The 16,803-nt window shown below is 63.4% G+C and carries 13 protein-coding genes and 2 pseudogenes; 11 read left to right on the top strand and 4 right to left on the bottom strand.

Going from position 1 to position 16,803, the window contains the following annotated elements:
• Positions 1-405: 405 nt before the first annotated feature.
• The gene (locus ACFWPH_RS33880) at positions 406-1,092 is read left to right on the top strand and encodes a TetR/AcrR family transcriptional regulator (RefSeq protein ID WP_378756386.1); all 687 of its coding nucleotides are present in this window, start codon (positions 406-408) and stop codon (positions 1,090-1,092) included.
• Here the strand turns inward: ACFWPH_RS33880 and ACFWPH_RS33875 are convergent.
• The 4 genes from ACFWPH_RS33875 to ACFWPH_RS33860 form a co-directional block, all read right to left on the bottom strand.
• Positions 1,057-1,461: an IclR family transcriptional regulator C-terminal domain-containing protein gene (locus ACFWPH_RS33875; RefSeq protein WP_378756385.1), complete on the bottom strand. Its 405-nt coding sequence runs from the start codon at positions 1,459-1,461 to the stop codon at positions 1,057-1,059. The two genes, ACFWPH_RS33880 and ACFWPH_RS33875, sit on opposite strands and share 36 nt — an antisense overlap.
• Positions 1,462-1,575: 114 nt before the next feature.
• Positions 1,576-3,048 carry an aldehyde dehydrogenase gene (locus ACFWPH_RS33870; protein ID WP_378756383.1) on the bottom strand — a complete coding sequence of 491 codons (1,473 nt, stop codon included), beginning with the start codon at positions 3,046-3,048 and terminating at the stop codon, positions 1,576-1,578.
• A 141-nt stretch (positions 3,049-3,189) separates the two neighbouring features.
• Positions 3,190-3,708 carry an NADPH-dependent FMN reductase gene (locus tag ACFWPH_RS33865; protein ID WP_378756382.1) on the bottom strand — a complete coding sequence of 173 codons (519 nt, stop codon included), beginning with the start codon at positions 3,706-3,708 and terminating at the stop codon, positions 3,190-3,192.
• Positions 3,709-3,759: 51 nt separating this feature from the next.
• Positions 3,760-5,112 carry an NtaA/DmoA family FMN-dependent monooxygenase gene (locus tag ACFWPH_RS33860; RefSeq protein WP_378756394.1) on the bottom strand — a complete coding sequence of 451 codons (1,353 nt, stop codon included), beginning with the start codon at positions 5,110-5,112 and terminating at the stop codon, positions 3,760-3,762.
• Between the two features lie 546 nt (positions 5,113-5,658).
• Here ACFWPH_RS33860 and ACFWPH_RS33855 point away from each other — a divergent pair.
• The 10 genes and pseudogenes from ACFWPH_RS33855 to ACFWPH_RS33810 all read left to right on the top strand — a co-directional run bounded on the left by ACFWPH_RS33855 (position 5,659) and on the right by ACFWPH_RS33810 (position 16,759).
• Positions 5,659-5,946 carry a hypothetical protein gene (locus tag ACFWPH_RS33855; protein WP_378756381.1) on the top strand — a complete coding sequence of 96 codons (288 nt, stop codon included), beginning with the start codon at positions 5,659-5,661 and terminating at the stop codon, positions 5,944-5,946.
• Between the two features lie 62 nt (positions 5,947-6,008).
• Positions 6,009-6,554: a DUF5134 domain-containing protein gene (locus ACFWPH_RS33850; RefSeq protein WP_378756380.1), complete on the top strand. Its 546-nt coding sequence runs from the start codon at positions 6,009-6,011 to the stop codon at positions 6,552-6,554.
• 274 nt (positions 6,555-6,828) lie between these two features.
• Entirely contained in the window at positions 6,829-7,674 is an 846-nt protein-coding gene (locus tag ACFWPH_RS33845) for an aspartate/glutamate racemase family protein (protein WP_378756379.1), read from the top strand.
• Positions 7,675-8,020: 346 nt separating this feature from the next.
• Positions 8,021-9,991 carry a primary-amine oxidase gene (locus ACFWPH_RS33840; RefSeq protein ID WP_378756378.1) on the top strand — a complete coding sequence of 657 codons (1,971 nt, stop codon included), beginning with the start codon at positions 8,021-8,023 and terminating at the stop codon, positions 9,989-9,991.
• 121 nt (positions 9,992-10,112) lie between these two features.
• Positions 10,113-11,411 carry an NtaA/DmoA family FMN-dependent monooxygenase gene (locus tag ACFWPH_RS33835; protein ID WP_378756377.1) on the top strand — a complete coding sequence of 433 codons (1,299 nt, stop codon included), beginning with the start codon at positions 10,113-10,115 and terminating at the stop codon, positions 11,409-11,411.
• A 326-nt stretch (positions 11,412-11,737) separates the two neighbouring features.
• Positions 11,738-12,934 (top strand): Rieske 2Fe-2S domain-containing protein, encoded by a 1,197-nt coding sequence (locus ACFWPH_RS33830; protein ID WP_378756376.1) that lies wholly within the window; start codon positions 11,738-11,740, stop codon positions 12,932-12,934.
• A gap of 40 nt (positions 12,935-12,974) precedes the next feature.
• Positions 12,975-13,187 (top strand): annotated as a pseudogene (locus ACFWPH_RS33825) (hydroxylase); the annotation flags it as partial.
• Positions 13,154-13,372: a hypothetical protein gene (locus ACFWPH_RS33820; RefSeq protein WP_378756393.1), complete on the top strand. Its 219-nt coding sequence runs from the start codon at positions 13,154-13,156 to the stop codon at positions 13,370-13,372. The pseudogene ACFWPH_RS33825 and the gene ACFWPH_RS33820, both read left to right, overlap by 34 nt.
• 164 nt (positions 13,373-13,536) lie before the next feature.
• The gene (locus ACFWPH_RS33815; protein WP_378756375.1) at positions 13,537-15,489 is read left to right on the top strand and encodes a flavin-containing monooxygenase; all 1,953 of its coding nucleotides are present in this window, start codon (positions 13,537-13,539) and stop codon (positions 15,487-15,489) included.
• A gap of 14 nt (positions 15,490-15,503) precedes the next feature.
• Positions 15,504-16,759: pseudogene (locus tag ACFWPH_RS33810) on the top strand (NADH:flavin oxidoreductase).
• Positions 16,760-16,803 lie beyond the last annotated feature (44 nt).

The raw sequence follows: 16,803 nt of genomic DNA, 5'->3' as shown, positions 1-16,803 counted from the left end.
TATACACTTTCCTCGCGGCGGCTCGGAGACGTGTATAATAGCCAGTCGCGACCTTCTCTATTTGTGATACAGGGAGTGTCCCCCCCCCCCCCCCCCCCCCCCCCCCCCCCGCTCCGGCATTCCGGGGTATCTCCCGGTGCGCTTGTGTCGAGCGGCGCATATGCGCGCCGACGGTGCAGTCGGCTGCCGCGACGGCCTCGTGGGAGTGTATACAAGCCCCGTCCGCGGTCGCTGCCATCATTCGGGTCTCGCCTCGGGCAGTGAGGCTCGGCTCTATAGGGGAGAGGATCTCAGCAGCTGAGTTCGATGGGGGCATTCTACGGCGATACGATCGAGTCGGTGTTTCGGCCGGATGGCCGTTCGAACCGCCGGACGAGAATCGACAACGGGTTTGGAGCGGGATAGATGCGATATGTGCGTGAGCCTGTGCGACGGATGCTTACCTCTGATGCAGCATTACGAGTGATCAGTCGTGAAGGGATCGGAGCCGCCACGTTGCGACGTATCGCAAAGGAAGCCGACGTTCCGCTGTCGAATTTGAATCATGTCTACCCGAGCAAACAGTCTCTCTTCGAGGACGCCTGGGAGCGGGCGTGCCGCCTGATGCTTGCGCTGATTGATTCCGTGGAGAAGTCTGGTCCCGCGGAGCTCGAAGAAGCGGTATCCCTGCTGATCTTATCCCTCATTGAAGGAATTGATCCCAGTGTGGAGAGAGAGCTGACCGAAGGGACCGGTGTCGAGGACGCGCAGAGAGCGCAGTACGAATTACTTCTATGGGCCGTGCGAGTACCCGGTCCGGAAAAGAGGTCGCGCGAGTACCGGAGGATCAATTCCAAAATAGAGAATTTCCTCGAATCCTACGGGGTCGAAGATATCGACTACGCCTATTTGGCCGTCCTGATCGCTGCGATCTCGGACGGACTCATACTCCAAATTCTGGCCGGACAGCCGGTGGGAGCGCTTCGCGGGAGAATCAATATCCTAGCCAGCAATCTGATCGCATCGTGCCGACTCGGCCCGCGCGGGGCGGCCGCGGCCGACAACGCGAGTGCGTCGTCAGCCGTCGGCGAGAACGCTCCGAGCGGTGGGTAGCGAACGCAATATGTTGCGTCGCTGCAGCGTCGGGATCACCCGCACGCCGAGGGACATGCTGCGCCAGATGGCGTGCGCGGCCAGCTTCACCAGCGCGGTCGTCCCGGCATCGAAGGTCATTGTGCTCATCGGCGCACTGATCGACACCGCTGTCGTGGTTTCGCCGCCTGGCCCGATCGGCGCAGCTATACATCCGAGTCCAGGAAGCGCTCCATTGCGCTCGATGGCATACCCGAGTTCGCGAACCCGCTCATCGTCAGGGGCGGTGCGGCCGCCGGCCGCCAGCAGCGCCTGTCCGAGGGCCGACCGAGGTGCCAGCAACCTGCCGCCGATCCGAGTGAGGAGACGCGACGCGCGCCGGCCACCCACCTTGTCGAGGATGACGATATCTCTGCTACCGAGCGGTTGTGGCCGCGAGTTCCGGTTCGTTCACCGGTCGCCGAATACTCCGTGTTAACGGGATCGTGCTGCTCGGCATGACTGTCAGGAGCTGAGCTGATCAGCACTGACGTAGATGGCCTGGTACTGGGTGTAGGCGTCCAGCCCTTCCGGTCCGAATTCCCGTCCGATTCCGCTCGCTTTGAATCCCCCGAAGGGCGCGTTCAGATCCATCTGGTAGTAGTTGACCCCGATGGTTCCGGTACGAATTCTTCTGGCGATATCGATTCCGCGCGCTTCGTCGGATGTCCAGACCGATCCGGCGAGTCCATAGATGCTCTCGTTCGCCATCCGAATAGCATCTTCTTCGGTCTCGAAGGGGATGACGGCAATAACCGGTCCGAATACTTCTTCCTGCGCGAGGGCGCTCGCGTTGTCGACGTCGGAGAAGACGGTGGGGGCGACGAACCATCCGTCGGGCTGATCCTGCGGAATACCCCCGCCGGTCGCAATCTTCGCTCCGTCGGCCGCGCCGCGCTCGATGTATCCCAGCACGCGATCGCGATGCGTACTGGTCGCCATCGGACCGCACATCACCGTCGGGTCGAGGGGATTTCCCACCTTCAAGGATTCCGCGGCGCCGACAACAGCATCCAGGACTTCTCGATAGCGGCTCACCGGTGCCAGGATCCGGGAGTGCGTCACACAGGTCTGACCATTGTTCACGAAGGAGGTTTGCACCAGATTGGCGGTGTAGGCGTCGAGGTCGGCATCGTCGAGGATGATCGCTGCGGACTTGCCGCCGAGTTCGAGTGTGACCGGCCGCACGAGGCGGCCGCACGCTTCACCGATTGCCCGGCCCGCGACGGTGCTGCCGGTGAACGACACCTTGTCGACCTCCGGATGGGCTACGAGATAAGCGCCCGCTTCCCGACCAGCCGGCACGATGTTCAGGACGCCCGGCGGAATGCCCGCCGCCTCGGCAGCTTCCGCGAGGATGTACGAGTCGAGCGATGTTTCCGGCGAAGGCTTGACTATGACGGTGTTGCCTGCAGCGAGGGCCGGAGCGATCTTTGCCATCGCCATGAACTGGGGAAAGTTCCAGGGCACGATGGCCGCCACCACTCCGTACGGCGCTTGGCGCACAATAGTCGCACCCAGCATGCTCTGACGCAACTCCTCCCGAGGTCGTTGCTCGAGGAGTCCTGCGTATTGGTTGAGCAGCATAACCGGGAGGTCGGTGTTCGACATCGCCGACATCATCGACGGCATACCGTTCTCTCGGCTGACCAGCTCGGCCGTCGTATCCCGCCGCGCCTGCAACTCGTCCGCGAACCGGCGCAGGGCGGCCACCCGAATGTCGGCCGAACTACTCCAGGCTCCGTCGTCAAAGGCTCTGCGCGCGGCATCGATCGCGGCATCGATGTCGGCTTCCGAGCCCATGGGGACATCACCGAGCGGTTCACCGGTCGCCGCCTCGTACAGCTGGTGTGGTTGTGTGTTGGCGGCGCGCCGCCAACCGCCGTTGATGTAGAACGAGTGACGTGAATGCTCGAACGTCGTTGTCGGGGCAGTCATGGAGGTCCTTCTTTTGCAGTGGACCGTATCAGGGCATCGGTCCCGTACGGAGTGGTCGATTCTGCGGATCAACGTCTTGTGCGGGCTGTCGAGGAGAGCAGTTCTCGGCTCGGTTTCGACACCGAACAGTGGCGAGTGTCGTCAGGGTGCACTGGGCCTCGATCGAAGTGAAGCCCTGATGGCTTTGCCCCAGCGCCCGACATAGTCATCGATTCGCGAGTCCGTCTTGTACGACGAATCCATGAGATAGAGCCCGGGGGCGGGGGTGACCGCGCCCAGTTCGACCAGAACCGGCTTGAGCAGTAGCTCCGGAGCCATTGCATGCGCGGGACCGGCCCCCAGCATCAGCGGCACCGCCACGACGTCCTTCAGGCCGGTGTCGCCGGCGAACTGATCCAAGAACAGCTTCGTTACCCCTGTGTAGGTCGCCTTGAAGGTCGGGCTGGCGACGATGACGAGGTCTGAACCGGCCACGGTGGCGACCGCTTCGGCGACAGCCGTGTCGCCCCACCCCAGCAGGCCGGCTCCCAGCGTGATGACGTCGATGGTTTCCGAGCGCACGTGGGTGTGGTCTGGGGTCAGGGCGGCTGCGAGGGCCTTCGCGGCGTCCAGTGTGCGGGATTCCGCCTTCGGGTTTCCGGCCACGACGGTGACGATCATGGACGTGCCTTTCGGTGACTTTGATGTGTCTCGGGCGCGAGGAGTGAGAGCTCAGAATTCGTGCAGTAGTTCTCGTAGAGTGTTGCCCTTGTACTCGGTGCGCACAGCGCCCGCCTGCTGCAACCTCGGAACGATGCGGTCGGTCAGCGCAGGCAGATGGGGGGTGAAGCCGTTGCCCTCGATCAGGAATCCGTCGCCGCCGACTTCGTCCATGATCTCGACCATGCGGTCGGCAATCTCTTCGGGACTCCCGCTGAGCCCTACTGCGCTCTGCCCGTAGCCCGCGAGAATCGTCTCCCGCAGTGTCATCCCCGCGCTGCCGGCCTCTTTGAGGGCGTCGAGCGCACTTGTATGTCCGCCGGCCTCCACGTTCTGGTCCAGCGGTGCATCGAGATCGAATTGAGAGAAGTCGATATTCAGTGAGGAGGACATCATGACCAAAACGTACTCGAGCAGGGCATCGCGTTCCTTCTCGCTGATTTCCCGCTCTTCCTCGGTGATATACAACTGAGCGAGGTAGAAGATCTTGCAATCATCCGGATCGCGGCCGAACGCCTTCGCGCGGGCACGAATGTCCTTGCGGAATTCCTTCATGTCCTCGACGCCGCCGGTGGACAACCCGACGATGACTTCCGCGTTCTTCGCGGCGAAGTCACGGCCTCGGTCGCTCGCTCCGGCTTGCGCGAGCACCGGTCGGCCCTGAGGGGAGCGCAAGGTGTTCAGTGGACCCTTCGAGCGGTAGTACCGGCCTTCGTAGTCGACGGTGTGGACCTTCGTGTGATCGACATAAACACCGGTCTCGAGATCGGCGACCAGCGAGCCGTCCTCCCAGGAATCCCAGAGCGCCTTCGTGACGTCGACGAACTCCTCGGCCCGCGCGTAACGCTCACCGTGTGGCGGGAGCTCGTCCATTCCGAAGTTGCATGCTGCTGCGGTCTCACTCGACGTGACGATGTTCCAGCCGACGCGGCCTTCGGACAGTGAATCGATCGTCGAGTACAACCGGGCGAGCAGGAAGGGGGGGTAGAAGCTCGTCGAAGCTGTCGCAATGAAGCCGATATCGGATGTCTCGTGTGCCATTAGTGGAAGCAGGGGCAGCGGGTCGTGCTTCGGCGCGTAGACGGCATGCTTGAGGTCCAACTCTGTGGAGTTGCCGTACTTCTCGGCGACGGTCACCGAGTCCTCGAAGAATACGAAGTCGAACTTCGCCCGTTCAAGTCTCTTGGCGAGATCGATGTGGAACGAGCCGTTCGCCCAGTTGGTCGCCGAATCGAGGTCTGGGTTGCTCGACCACGACGGAACCCCGAACTTCGTGAAGTAGCCGAGGTGAAACGTCTTACGAGACAATGTTATCCGCCTTCTCCTGTAGGAACCGCTACGGCAATGCCGACGATATGTAGCCACCGAAGCCCGCGTCTGCCTCGCGACTTCATGTCGATCCGGGTCGAGGTAATGGGAACAGGTTTCCTCGGGCCCCGTCGCACGTGCGCCATCGCGATAGTGATGCCGGGCCGGGCAGTCGCGACGCCGCTCGAATCGTGACGAGCCAGGCCTTGGAGCCTCACCCGGGTAGTATCCCCGCGAACAGGGTGTCGGCTGCTGCCGCGGGAGTTGCTGGTTCTCATACTCGGACGGCCGTCCGAGTATGCTGTCGACCATACGTCGGAGGACCGGCGAGCGTCAACGCCGCGTTCTAAGGTTTATGTGGTGATTACATTCGCAACGTCGAACTGGCCCGGATTGCGTGTCACGTGACGAAAACTATCCTGGTCTCTTGCCGTGGTCGAGCGGTGTCCGACCGAGTTGAACCTCGAGTGCTGTCGATCTGAACGCCAGCGCGGAAGTGCCCTGGCTGCCGGTGGTCCCACCCAGTGGAAGCAGGGGCAGCCCGTCGGTGGTGACCGTCGATACGGTCCTCGCGTGCGTCCCGCCGAACAGTGAGGAGCAGGGATGGCCCTTATCGGCACACAGTTCACGATGCCGGCCGCGGGTTTCGCAGACCCGCATCGCACGAACCCTTCCGCTGCACCTGAGCATGTTGTCATTGGTGTCGTAGGCGCGTATCAGCCCTCGTTCTCGACAGGATTGCTGGCCCACACCGGAAAATCGTCCTGGATCCAGGACGCGCACGCGGCGGGCTACTTTCGCCGTCGTCGTGTGCCGGGTTTGCCGCAGGTTCGCTCCGGTGTCGTCCGACTTCCCTGGCTGTCAGGGTGGGATCAGCAATGGATCATGTAGGGGCACGAGTCCTGGCATCGCTGGCATTCGGCGTCGCGGCGCTGGTGCTGCTGGCTCGGGTTATGCCCGAGGCGCGACCCTCGGCGGTGGGAGGCGGCGGTTGCGGGGCTACGGGTGCCGCTGCCTGCGACGGCGACCAGGCATCCGACGCAGCGCATCTGCTGATGTGCGCGGTGATGGCGGCGATGCTGCTCGCGCCCTCCGCGCTGAATGTCGATGCTGTGCGAGGGGTACTGCTCTCGATGGCTGTGGTTCTTACGTTGTTGCTGGGCGAGAGGCTTCTGGGTTGGGACCGATCAACGCGGCCGGAAGCAGTTCGCCGGGTGGCGGCGATCGGCCACCACCTGGCTGCGGTCGGTGCCATGCTGTCGACGATGTCCGGACATTCCGGCGCCGGGCACGGCGTGGTCCATCACGGGTGGTCGGCGCCGGTGTTCGCGGTGTTCTTCCTCGCGGATGCGCTGGTGGTGGTGTTGTCCGCGTTCTGCGGCAAGGCGCTTCTGTGGTTGCCGCACGAGGTGAGGCCGCGCCAGGGGCAAGGGCCTCCGGTTTCGGTGCTTCCGCACCTGATCATGGACCTCGGGATGTTCTACATGCTGCTGGTATGAGCCGCGGAAGCCCGAGAATCGGACCGGAGCGCCGGACTCGGCCCGCGGCAACTTCGATGGCGATACCACCGACAGGTCCACTCGCAGTATCGGGCGAGGACGCGTTCCCGCATTCGCTGCTTCGGATGTTGACCATGTCATATGTCGTTCCGCTGTGTGGGAGGCGCCTGTCCCGAGCATGCCCGGACAGGGCACGCTCGCGGACATGGCAATCGGGTCGGCCGAAAGCCGAGCGATCTCTCCCCGGCCGGATTTCGGAAGGAAGACACGCAAGATGAGTATCAAGATCCATGCGCAGAGTATCTTCACGCCTCGGATGCCCGGTTTCGACACCGATGGCGAGGATGGCTACAAGCGGATCAACGCCGGTGTGGCTCGTGTTTACGACAAGGTGCTCCGCCCGGATACGGTCGTCGATGTCGAATTCGTGCCTCGTTCCAGCTACTATACGTCGCACAGCTACCTGGAGTTACTGAACAACAGCGAGATCGTCCGGGGAATAATCGAGGGCGTCGAGCAGGGTGGTGCCGATGTTGCGTTCGTCCGGTGTGGAAACGATCCAGCCATCCGGGAGGCGCGTGAAAGCGTATCGGTCCCGGTCGTCGGTATGACTGAGGCGACAATGCATCTCGCCTGCCAACTCGGCGCCCGATTCGCGGTCATCGGCGTCGAAGAGAAGTGCATTCCCCTGGTCGAACGAAATCTGCGCAACTACGGACTCGAGAACCGAGCGATCTCGCGGCGGCCTGTTCGCATTCCGCCGGGCGACGAGTTTCAGGAGATCGTACGCCAGGGTGCACGTTGGTTCGACGAATTCGAATTCGTCCGTGCCAGTGTGCTTCCGCACTTCGAGAAGAGTGCGCAGGAGTGCATCGACGACGGCGCCGAGATAATCGTGACGGGATGTGCGCTTCTTGGCAGCCTGACGCTCGGCGACTACAACAAGGTCACTGGCACCGAGGTGCCCGTTCTCGACAGTCTTTCTGTCGGCATCAAGACTGCCGAGATGCTCGGTGAGCTCCATCGCTCCATCGGCCTGGCCACCAGCAAGCAGCTGACCTACAAGAGCCTGCTCACGCCGGAGATGCGCGATGCCCTCGCCTCTCCCTTCTTCCGGTAGCGCAATCGACGTCCGGAGGAAATGGTCCTTTTCGCGCGGCGAAAAGGTCGTTGTTGAACGGCGAACGGATATACTTCTTTGCTCGACTCAGGGCGTATCAGTTTCGGCGCGGTTTCGATAACGTGGCGCCGAGATGCAGCGCATTGCAGCGTTGACGATGCCGAGAGGGTGTCGTACACTCGGCCACAGACTCGGACGATTGTACGAGTGTGAACCGCTCGACTCGTAGAGGGTCCGGGGTCCCAGCCCCGGTCACGCTCAGGCGATTCCTGTCGACGCGTTCGGGTCTCCGCGCCCGAAAAATATGCGCGAACCATCCTGTTTTCCGACTCACATGAGGTGCGGTATGTCATCACACGAGACCCTGCAGCAATCGTCGGCGGAGAAGCCGGCGAGTCTGCATCCTCTCGATCCGATCACCGAGGACGAGATGGCACGGGCGCGGGAAATCCTCGTAGCTGCGGGTCATTTGACCGAGAACTGCAAGTTCGCGACGATCCAGCTGCAGGAGCCCAACAAGGCGACGCTGAACGCGTTCGTGCCCGGCGATCCAGTGGACCGGCGTATCGCGGTGGTACTCGCCGATGTGAAGGCGAGTGTTATCAAGCGCGGTGTGGTGTCGGTGACCCGCAGCGCGGTCGACTCGTGGGAGACGATCGACACGACGGTCGAACCCTATGCGCAGACCGGGTTTCTGCTCTCTGATTTTCCCGCGGTCGTGGAAATCGTCCGCGCTGATGAGGGCTGGCAACGGGCTATCGCCGAACGCGGCATCGACGACCCGTCGAAGTGCTATGTCCTGTCGATGACCCCTGGCTACTTCGGGTTGGCCGAAGAGCAGGGCAAGCGGATCTACAAGGCGCAGACTTTCTATCGTGACAAGGAAACCGACAACCATTGGGCGCGCCCGGTCAGCGGTCTCACGGTCACCGTCGATGTGACCAACGGCCGGGTGGTCGAGCTCCTCGACCATCGGGGAGCGCCGCTACCGCCGTACTCGGGCGATTACACGAGCGGTGACAACGGTCGCACCCGCACGGACATCAAACCGCTCGAGATCATTCAGCCCGAGGGGCCGAGCTTCACGGTCGAGGGCCGATTTGTGAAGTGGCAGAACTGGGAGTTCCGAGTCGGATTCGACATCCGAGAAGCGCTCGTGCTCCACCAGATCGGATACCGGGACAACGGCGTTCTGCGACCGTTGGTGCATCGGGCATCGATCTCGGAGATGGTGGTGCCCTACGGTGATCCGGATCCGACCCGGTACTGGCTCAACTACTTCGATGTCGGCGAATGGAACCTGGGCCGGATGGCGACGTCACTCGCTCTCGGCTGTGATTGTCTCGGGGAAATCCAGTACTTCGACGCCGTCCTGCACGACGACGACGCGAACGCCTACACCGTGGAGAACGTCGTCTGCATGCACGAAGAAGACTACGGAGTGTTGTGGAAGCACAACGATCCCATGTCCGGGATCGCCGAGACCCGACGGTCGCGACGCCTGGTGGTGTCCTTCTTCGCGGCGATCGGCAATTACGACTACGGCTACTTCTGGTACTTCTACCAGGATGGAACCATCGAGTTCGAGGCCAAGCTGACCGGGATAGTTTTCGCGAGCGCGCAGCTCAACGATGCGGTCAATCCGCACACAAGCCTGGTCGCGGCCGGGCTCGCGGCCCCGTTCCACCAGCACCTGTTCTGCGCCCGGCTGGACATGGCGATCGATGGAGACCACAACAGTGTCGCCGAGGTCGATGTCGTATCCGACCCGATCGGGCCCGATAATCAGTTCGGTAACGCATTCCGGACGGTCAGTACCACGATCGACCGCGAGAGCATCGCCACGCGGAACGCCGACCCGTCGCGCTCCCGGATCTGGAAGATCAGCAATCCGAAGAAGCGGAACGCGCTTGGAGCGCCAACGGCATACAAACTCATTCCGCAGGCCTCGCAGACACTTCTGGCCGATCCCGAGTCGGCGATCGCCCAGCGTGCCGCGTTCGCGACAAAGCACCTGTGGGTAACGCAGTATGACGCTGCCGAACGCTACGCCGCCGGGGATCTGCCGAATCAGAGCGCGGGCAGCCCCGGGCTGCCGGTCTATCAGGCTGCTGATCGCCCGCTCGACGGCGAGGACATCGTCGTGTGGCATACGTTCGGGACGACCCACATCACCCGTCCAGAGGACTGGCCGATCATGCCGGTCGAATACACCGGCTTCATGTTGAAGCCGGTCGGGTTCTTCGATCGAAATCCCTCTCTCGATCTTCCGAGTCCGCATGCCGGCGCATGCCATGCGGACTCCTCGAGCCACTAGTCACCGGTTCCGGAACTCGATGACGCGGACGAGCCCGGGGGGTGACACCACCCGGCCTTCTCGTCTCGTGCCGGCCCCGGTCGGACACCCAGCTACATTCCCTTGACGAATGCGGATACAGATGACCCACCAGAAGTTTCATCTTGCCTACTTCACGAAGTTCGGCGCGACGGCATGGCCCGGAACCGGCCAGTTCGGGTCGACCTGGGCGGATGGCGCATTCCACGTCGAGCTGGCGAAAAAGCTCGAGCGCGCGAAACTCGACTTCCTCCTCTTCGAAGACAGTGTGACCATCTCCGACAAGTACGGCGGGTCGATGGAACTCGACCTCAAACATGCCGTCTACGCACCCAAGCACGACCCACTCCCGCTGCTGCCCATGATCGCTCAGGGCACCTCGAACATCGGGCTGATCGCCACGGCATCGACCTCGTTCTACCCCCCGTTCCTGCTGGCGCGACTGTACTCGACTCTGGACTCCCTCACTCGTGGCCGGGTGGGCTGGAACCTCGTCACCTCGAGTGAGACGACGGCCGCCCAGAACTTCGGAATGGATCAACTTCCGCCGCATGCAGAGCGTTACGCACGCGCCGAGGAGTATGTGGAGCTGGTCAGGCAGCTGTGGGACTCGTGGGAAGAGGGCGCGCTGGTCGAGGACACGGAAACAGGTGTCTATGTCGATCACACCAAAGTGCACACCGTCGATTTCAACGGTGAGTACTACCGGTCGCGTGGACCGCTGAACACTCTGCGGTCTCCGCAGGGACGACCTGTCATCGCGCAGGCCGGAGCCTCGTCGCGCGGTCGTGATTTCGCCGCCAAGAACGCCGAGGTCGTCGTCGCGCCGATGGCCGGCGGTATCGCCGGTATGAAGGCATTGCGAGAGGACATCCGGGGTCGCGCGCAGTCCTTCGGCCGGAATCCGGACGACATCAGGGTGTTCTTCCTGACCCCGCTCTTCGCATTCACCTCGGGCGGGGAGCCCGAGGCGCCGAGTGAGCAGGCTCAGCAGGCCCAGTTGGAATACGGAATGGTGATGCTCTCATCGACCACCGATGTCGACTTTTCGAAACTCGATCTCGATACGCCTGTCCCCGAGGACCTCGAAGGCGGCGGACACACCAGCATCATCGACGTCTTCAAGGAACTCGGAAGACAAGGAATGACCCTCCGCGAGGCTATGTACTCCGGTATGGGCGGTGACCAGTACGGCCTCGCCGGAACTCCGGCGCAGATCGCCGAGCGGCTCATCGCGATCATGGACGAGGTCGGTGGGGACGGCTTTCTGATCGAGGGGGCAGGACTGACGCCCTACGTGGACGTCCTTGTCGACGAGCTCGTTCCGGCACTCCAGAAGGCGGACGTGGTCCGCACCGAGTACGCCGGAACCACGCTCCGCGAAGTTCTGCACGAGTTCTGATGCGAACCGGCTCGGCGGCATTCCTGCGATGTTGCCGAGCCAGCGGCGTCGGTGTGGAATCGCCGATATCGGCGATTCCACTCAGCGGTCACGGATCGCTTCCACGCGCTCTGCGCTGTGCCACCGTGCAGCAGATCGAACGGCCGCCTCGGCATTCGCTCGGCGGCCAGGCGGAACCGGTGAGCGACGAGATCACGATCGAGTCCCGACCGGCAGATCGAGCCGGTTCGGTGTTCCACTGAGCAGAAGACACGCGTCACTCCGCTCCGGTGATTGCGACTCTGTGCGTAATACAGCGAAATATACCCATCCGACCAGGAGGAATCGTGATTTCCACCCCCGCAGACGGCGACCAGATCCGGGTCATCGATACCGGTGCGCCCCCGGAGCGATTCGCGCGCGGCTGGCACTGCCTCGGCCTGGCGCGGGATTTCGCAGAAGGCGGGCCGCACCAGATCTCGGCCTTCGGTACCGAACTCGTGGTGTTCGCCGGTCAGGACGGGATGATCAATGTCCTCAACGCCTTTTGTCCGCACATGGGCGGCAATCTGGCCCGGGGCACCGTGAAGGGCGACACCATCGCCTGCCCGTTCCACGACTGGCGCTGGCGGGGCGACGGCAAATGCGCCGAGATTCCGTACGCCCGCCGTGTCCCGCCCTTGGCCCGGACGAAGACGTGGCCGACGATGCAGGTCAATGGCCAGGTCTTCGTCTGGAACGACCCCCAGGGACGGAAGCCCCCGGCCGAGCTCGCCATCCCGGAGATCCCCACCTACGGTGATCCGGGCTGGACCGACTGGGTGTGGAACTCGATTCTGGTCGAAGGTTCACACTGCCGCGAGATCGTCGACAATGTCGTGGACATGGCGCACTTCTTCTACGTGCACTACGGCATGCCGACCTACTTCCGCAATGTCTTCGAGGGGCACACCGCTACCCAGATCATGCGATCCCGGCCGCGAAAGGACGCAGTCGGGGTCAGCCAGAACACCGATGCCTCCCTCGAGAGCCGCTCGGACGCAAGTTACTACGGGCCGTCCTACATGGTCGACAAGCTCTGGACCGCGCAGGTCGCCGACCGCGAGCTACCGAACATCTACCTGATCAACTGTCACTACCCGGTGACCTCCACGTCGTTCCGGCTGCAGTACGGCGTGATGGTCGAGAAGCCGGCCGGAATGGATGACGAAACCGCCAACCAGATGGCCCTCGCCGTCGGTCACGGCATCGCTCTCGGCTTCGAGCAGGATGTCGAGATCTGGAAGAACAAGGCACGCATCGATAACCCGCTGCTGTGCGAGGAGGATGGGCCGGTCTATCAGCTCCGTCGCTGGTACGAGCAGTTCTACGTCAATGTTGAGGACATCAAGCCGGAAATGACCAATCGGTTCGAGTTCGAGATCGACACCGAGCGCGCCCTGCAGAACTGGCAGACCGAGGTGGACGCGAACCTGGCCGCGGGGCGCAGTGCGTTCGCTCCCAACTTGGTTGCGCAGGGGCAGGCCGCTCCCGCCGAGTCGTGAGCGCTGCCTTCCCTTTCACTTTCCGACAGCAGGAGTCCCGATGTCCTATACCGTTCTCGACAATGTCGTCGCCGTCGCCGATGAACTCCGTGCAGGTACAGAGGAATCGGAGTCGCTCGGCCGACTCTCCGATGGTATGGCCAAGCAGCTGAAGCGGCCCGGGCTCATCCCGCTGCTACAGCGCAAGAAGTACGACGGCTTCGAGGCGCATCCGCGGGAATTCGCCGAGACCGTGATGAAGACGGCGAGTATCTATGGCGAGGACTCGGGTTCGAAGTCCTGGGATTCGCACCGGGTTTCGGCCCGGAAGCCGACGCCCTGCACTTCCGGATGGACGAGCGGCCCACCCGCATCACCGTCGAGCGCGGCCCCACCACACACGCGACCGCCGATGCGGTCTTCGAGGCGATGCAGCGGACAACGTGCAGGAAGGCTTAGACCCGCTCGCGGCCGCTGAGTACATGATCGAACAGGTCGCCGGCGGTGACTTCAGGGTCTTCTCCGACGATGCGATGTGCACCGCATCGGAGCACCCTCAGTCCACCCGCGGATCCCCGCGACATGCTCGCCCGTATGGGCGTTCCTCTCCCGGAAGGCAGCTCATGACCGACACCGTCGATGCCGGCGCCCCCGCCCGGCCCGAAACCGCACTGCATCAGGCCATCGCTGAATGCGAACCAGCGCCGCTGCTGATGACGTTGATCCACGTGACCGGCGACACCGGGCTGCTCGACGAGTTCGGCGCCAGGCTGACGATCGAGGAGCCCGGAAATCACTACCGCACCGGCGTTCGCCCCACGGCGGCGCCCGGTGCCTACCCCGACGACGTTTCCGCAGATATCCGAGCCAGGGCTCGGAAACTGCTGACAACGGACTCCGTAGCGAAGCTCCAGGTCCCCGACGACGACCTGTTCCGCCGTATGGCGACGATCTGCACCACCCAGCACGTGGACGCGGAGTTCATCCCGCTGCTTCTGGAACAGTCCGGCTTCGTCGGTGACCAGAGGCACGTTCCCGTGACGAAGACCCCGCCCGCCGACTTCGAGGTCATTGTCATCGGCGCCGGGATGGTCGGTATCAATGCCGCGATCAAGCTGAGCGAAGCAGACTTTCCGTACACGGTCTTCGAAGAACGGGACGACATAGGAGGCACCTGGCACCGCAATACCTACCCTGGCGCCGCGGTGGACACCCCCAGCCACTACTACTCCTACTCCTTCGAGCTGAATCCGGAGTGGTCTCGTTACTACCCGACCGGTCCGGAATACCAGGACTATCTGTGCGGTGTCGTCGAGAAGTACCGCCTGCGCGAGCACATCCGGTTCGGCACGTCGGTGCGTTCGGCGACCTGGCTGGAGCACGAGAAGCGCTGGGAAGTGGTGACCGAGGACCGCAGTGGTTCCGTCTCCCGGCACCGGGCTCGCGCCGTGGTCACCGCGCTGGGCTTCCTCAACGCGGCCAATATCCCCGACGTGCCAGGTATGGACACCTTCGCGGGGCGGGTCGTGCACACCGCGGAATGGGATACGAGCCTCGAGTTGCGCGGTAAGCGTGTCGTGGTACTCGGCACCGGGTGCACCTCGGTGCAGGTCGTGGCGAGCATTGTCGACGAGGTGGAAGCCCTCGACGTGGTCGTGCGTAGCCCGCACTGGCTGGTGCCGGAGAAGACGGTGGGCGGCGACGTACCTGAAGGCGAGAAGTGGGCGATGGCCAATCTGCCCTTCTACGACCGGTGGTTCCGGCTGCGCACCTACTGGTTCGCCTCGGACAACCTCTACCCGCTGCCGCGCATCGACGACGAATGGGCTGCGACGCATCTGTCCGCCTCTCCGGCCAACGATATGGTCATGCGCACCGCGCAGGAGTACCTGCAACAGAGCTTCCCCGATCGGCCCGACCTGATCGAGAAACTCACCCCCGATTTCCGGCCGTACGCCAAGCGGATCGTCAAGGATCCCGGATTCTTCAAGGCGTTGAATCGTGACCATGTGACCTTGCATCGTGCCTCGTTTCTCGAAGTCACCGCGGACGGCGTGCACACCACCGACGGTGAGTTCATCCCGGCCGACGTGATCATCCTGGCCACCGGATTCCGGCTGGAGTTCACCACTACCATCGACATCACCGGCCGCGACGGTCAGGTACTGGCCGACGTGTGGAGGGGTGGCGAGGACCCGCGTGCCTACCTCGGCATGCAGGTCCCCGGCTTCCCGAACCTCTTCGTCTCGGCGGGACCGAACTCGGCGCCGAACCACGGTGCGGGACACAACATCACCGGCGAGGAACAGGTCCACTATCTGATCGAGTGCCTGCGGTACCTACTCGAGAACGACCTCGCCACGATGGAGGTCACCCCCCAGGCGCTCGACGACTACAACCGTCGCGTCGACGAGGCGCTCGACAAGACCGTATGGGTGCATCCTGGAGCCGAGGTCAACGGGTACTACCGCAACAGCGCGGGCCGTGCGATCGTGCCGTGCCCCTGGCGTCTCGTCGATTACTGGACGATGCTGCGCGAGCCGCATCCCGAGGACCTGACCTTCGTTCCCAACTGAAAGGTGAATGCGTCGTGACCACAGCCCAGGCCCCCGACGTGCTGGCACCGACCGCTCTCGGCCTGGTGCGGTTGCGCGACCGAAGCATCAAGTCCGCCACATTTGAGCACATGACACCCGGCACACTGGTCAGCAATCAGCTAGTGGAGTTCCACCAGGCGGTCGCGGCGGCCGGGGCGGGCATGACCACGGTCGCCCACTGTGCGGTTGCCGCCGAGGGCCGCACCGAAGCCGACCAGATCTGGATGCGCGCGGAGGCAGTGCCCGGCCTGCGTCGGCTCACCGACGCCGTGCATGCCGAGGGGGCGGCGGTGTCGGCGTAGATCGGCCACGCAGGCGCAGTCGCCAGTGCGAAATCGAACGGGCTACCGCGCTGGCGGTCTCCTGGCGGATCAGCCCGATGGGGCCGCAGCCCACCCATGCCGCCACCCTCGCTGACATCGCACGCATCCACACCGCGCACGGCACCGCGACGCGGCTCGCCATCGAGTCCGGCTTCGACGCAGTGGCGATCCACTTCGGCCACAACTACTTCGCCAGTTCGTTCCTGAATCCTGCCTTGAACAAGCGCAAGGATGCCTACGGGGGCACGTTGCGCAACCGGGCGCGGCTGGCGCGTGAGGTGGCGGCGGAGATGCGCGAGGCGTCCAGCGGACGCATCGCGGTGCTGGCGAAGCTGAACATGGATGACGGGGTGCCCGGCGGGTTCTGGCTGGACAAAGCGGCGCAGGTCGCGCAGTGGCTGGAGGGCGACGGCAGCCTTGACGTCATCGAACTGACCATCGGGAGCTCATTGCTCAATCCGATATACCTTTTCAAAGGCGATGCTCCGCTCGCGGAGTTCGCAGAGGTGACGCCACCGCTGGTGAGGGCGGGGTCAAGATCGGCGGCAAGCTGTTCTTGCACAGCTACCCCTATCACGACCTGTTCATGCTGGATTCGGCTCGGCAGATCCGCGCCGCCGTCTCCATGCCACTGGGGCTGTTGGGGGATCACCGACAAGACCGGGATGGATACCGCGATGGCCGGGGGCTTCGAGTTCGTGGCGATGGCGCGAGCGTTGCTGCGCGAACCGGACCTGATCAACAAAATCCAGGTCGATCACGACGCGAAATCGCTGTGCATCCACTGCAACAAGTGCATGCCGACGATTTTCTACGACGCCCACTGCGTGCTGGTAAGGCCGCGTGTCCCGGTGCCGCTCCTCGACTTCGTCACGCCGGTGGCCACAGGTGTTCCGTCCACCGGGATGAACCCCGCTCCGGCATGAAATACGTGGATACCGTCACGGAGTATGTTCGTCGACCCATGAGG

This window comes from Nocardia sp. NPDC058499 (assembly GCF_042719915.1).
GTDB lineage: Bacteria > Actinomycetota > Actinomycetes > Mycobacteriales > Mycobacteriaceae > Nocardia.
Note: the sequence above shows the minus strand (reverse complement) of the source record. Positions and strands in the feature narration are given on the sequence as shown.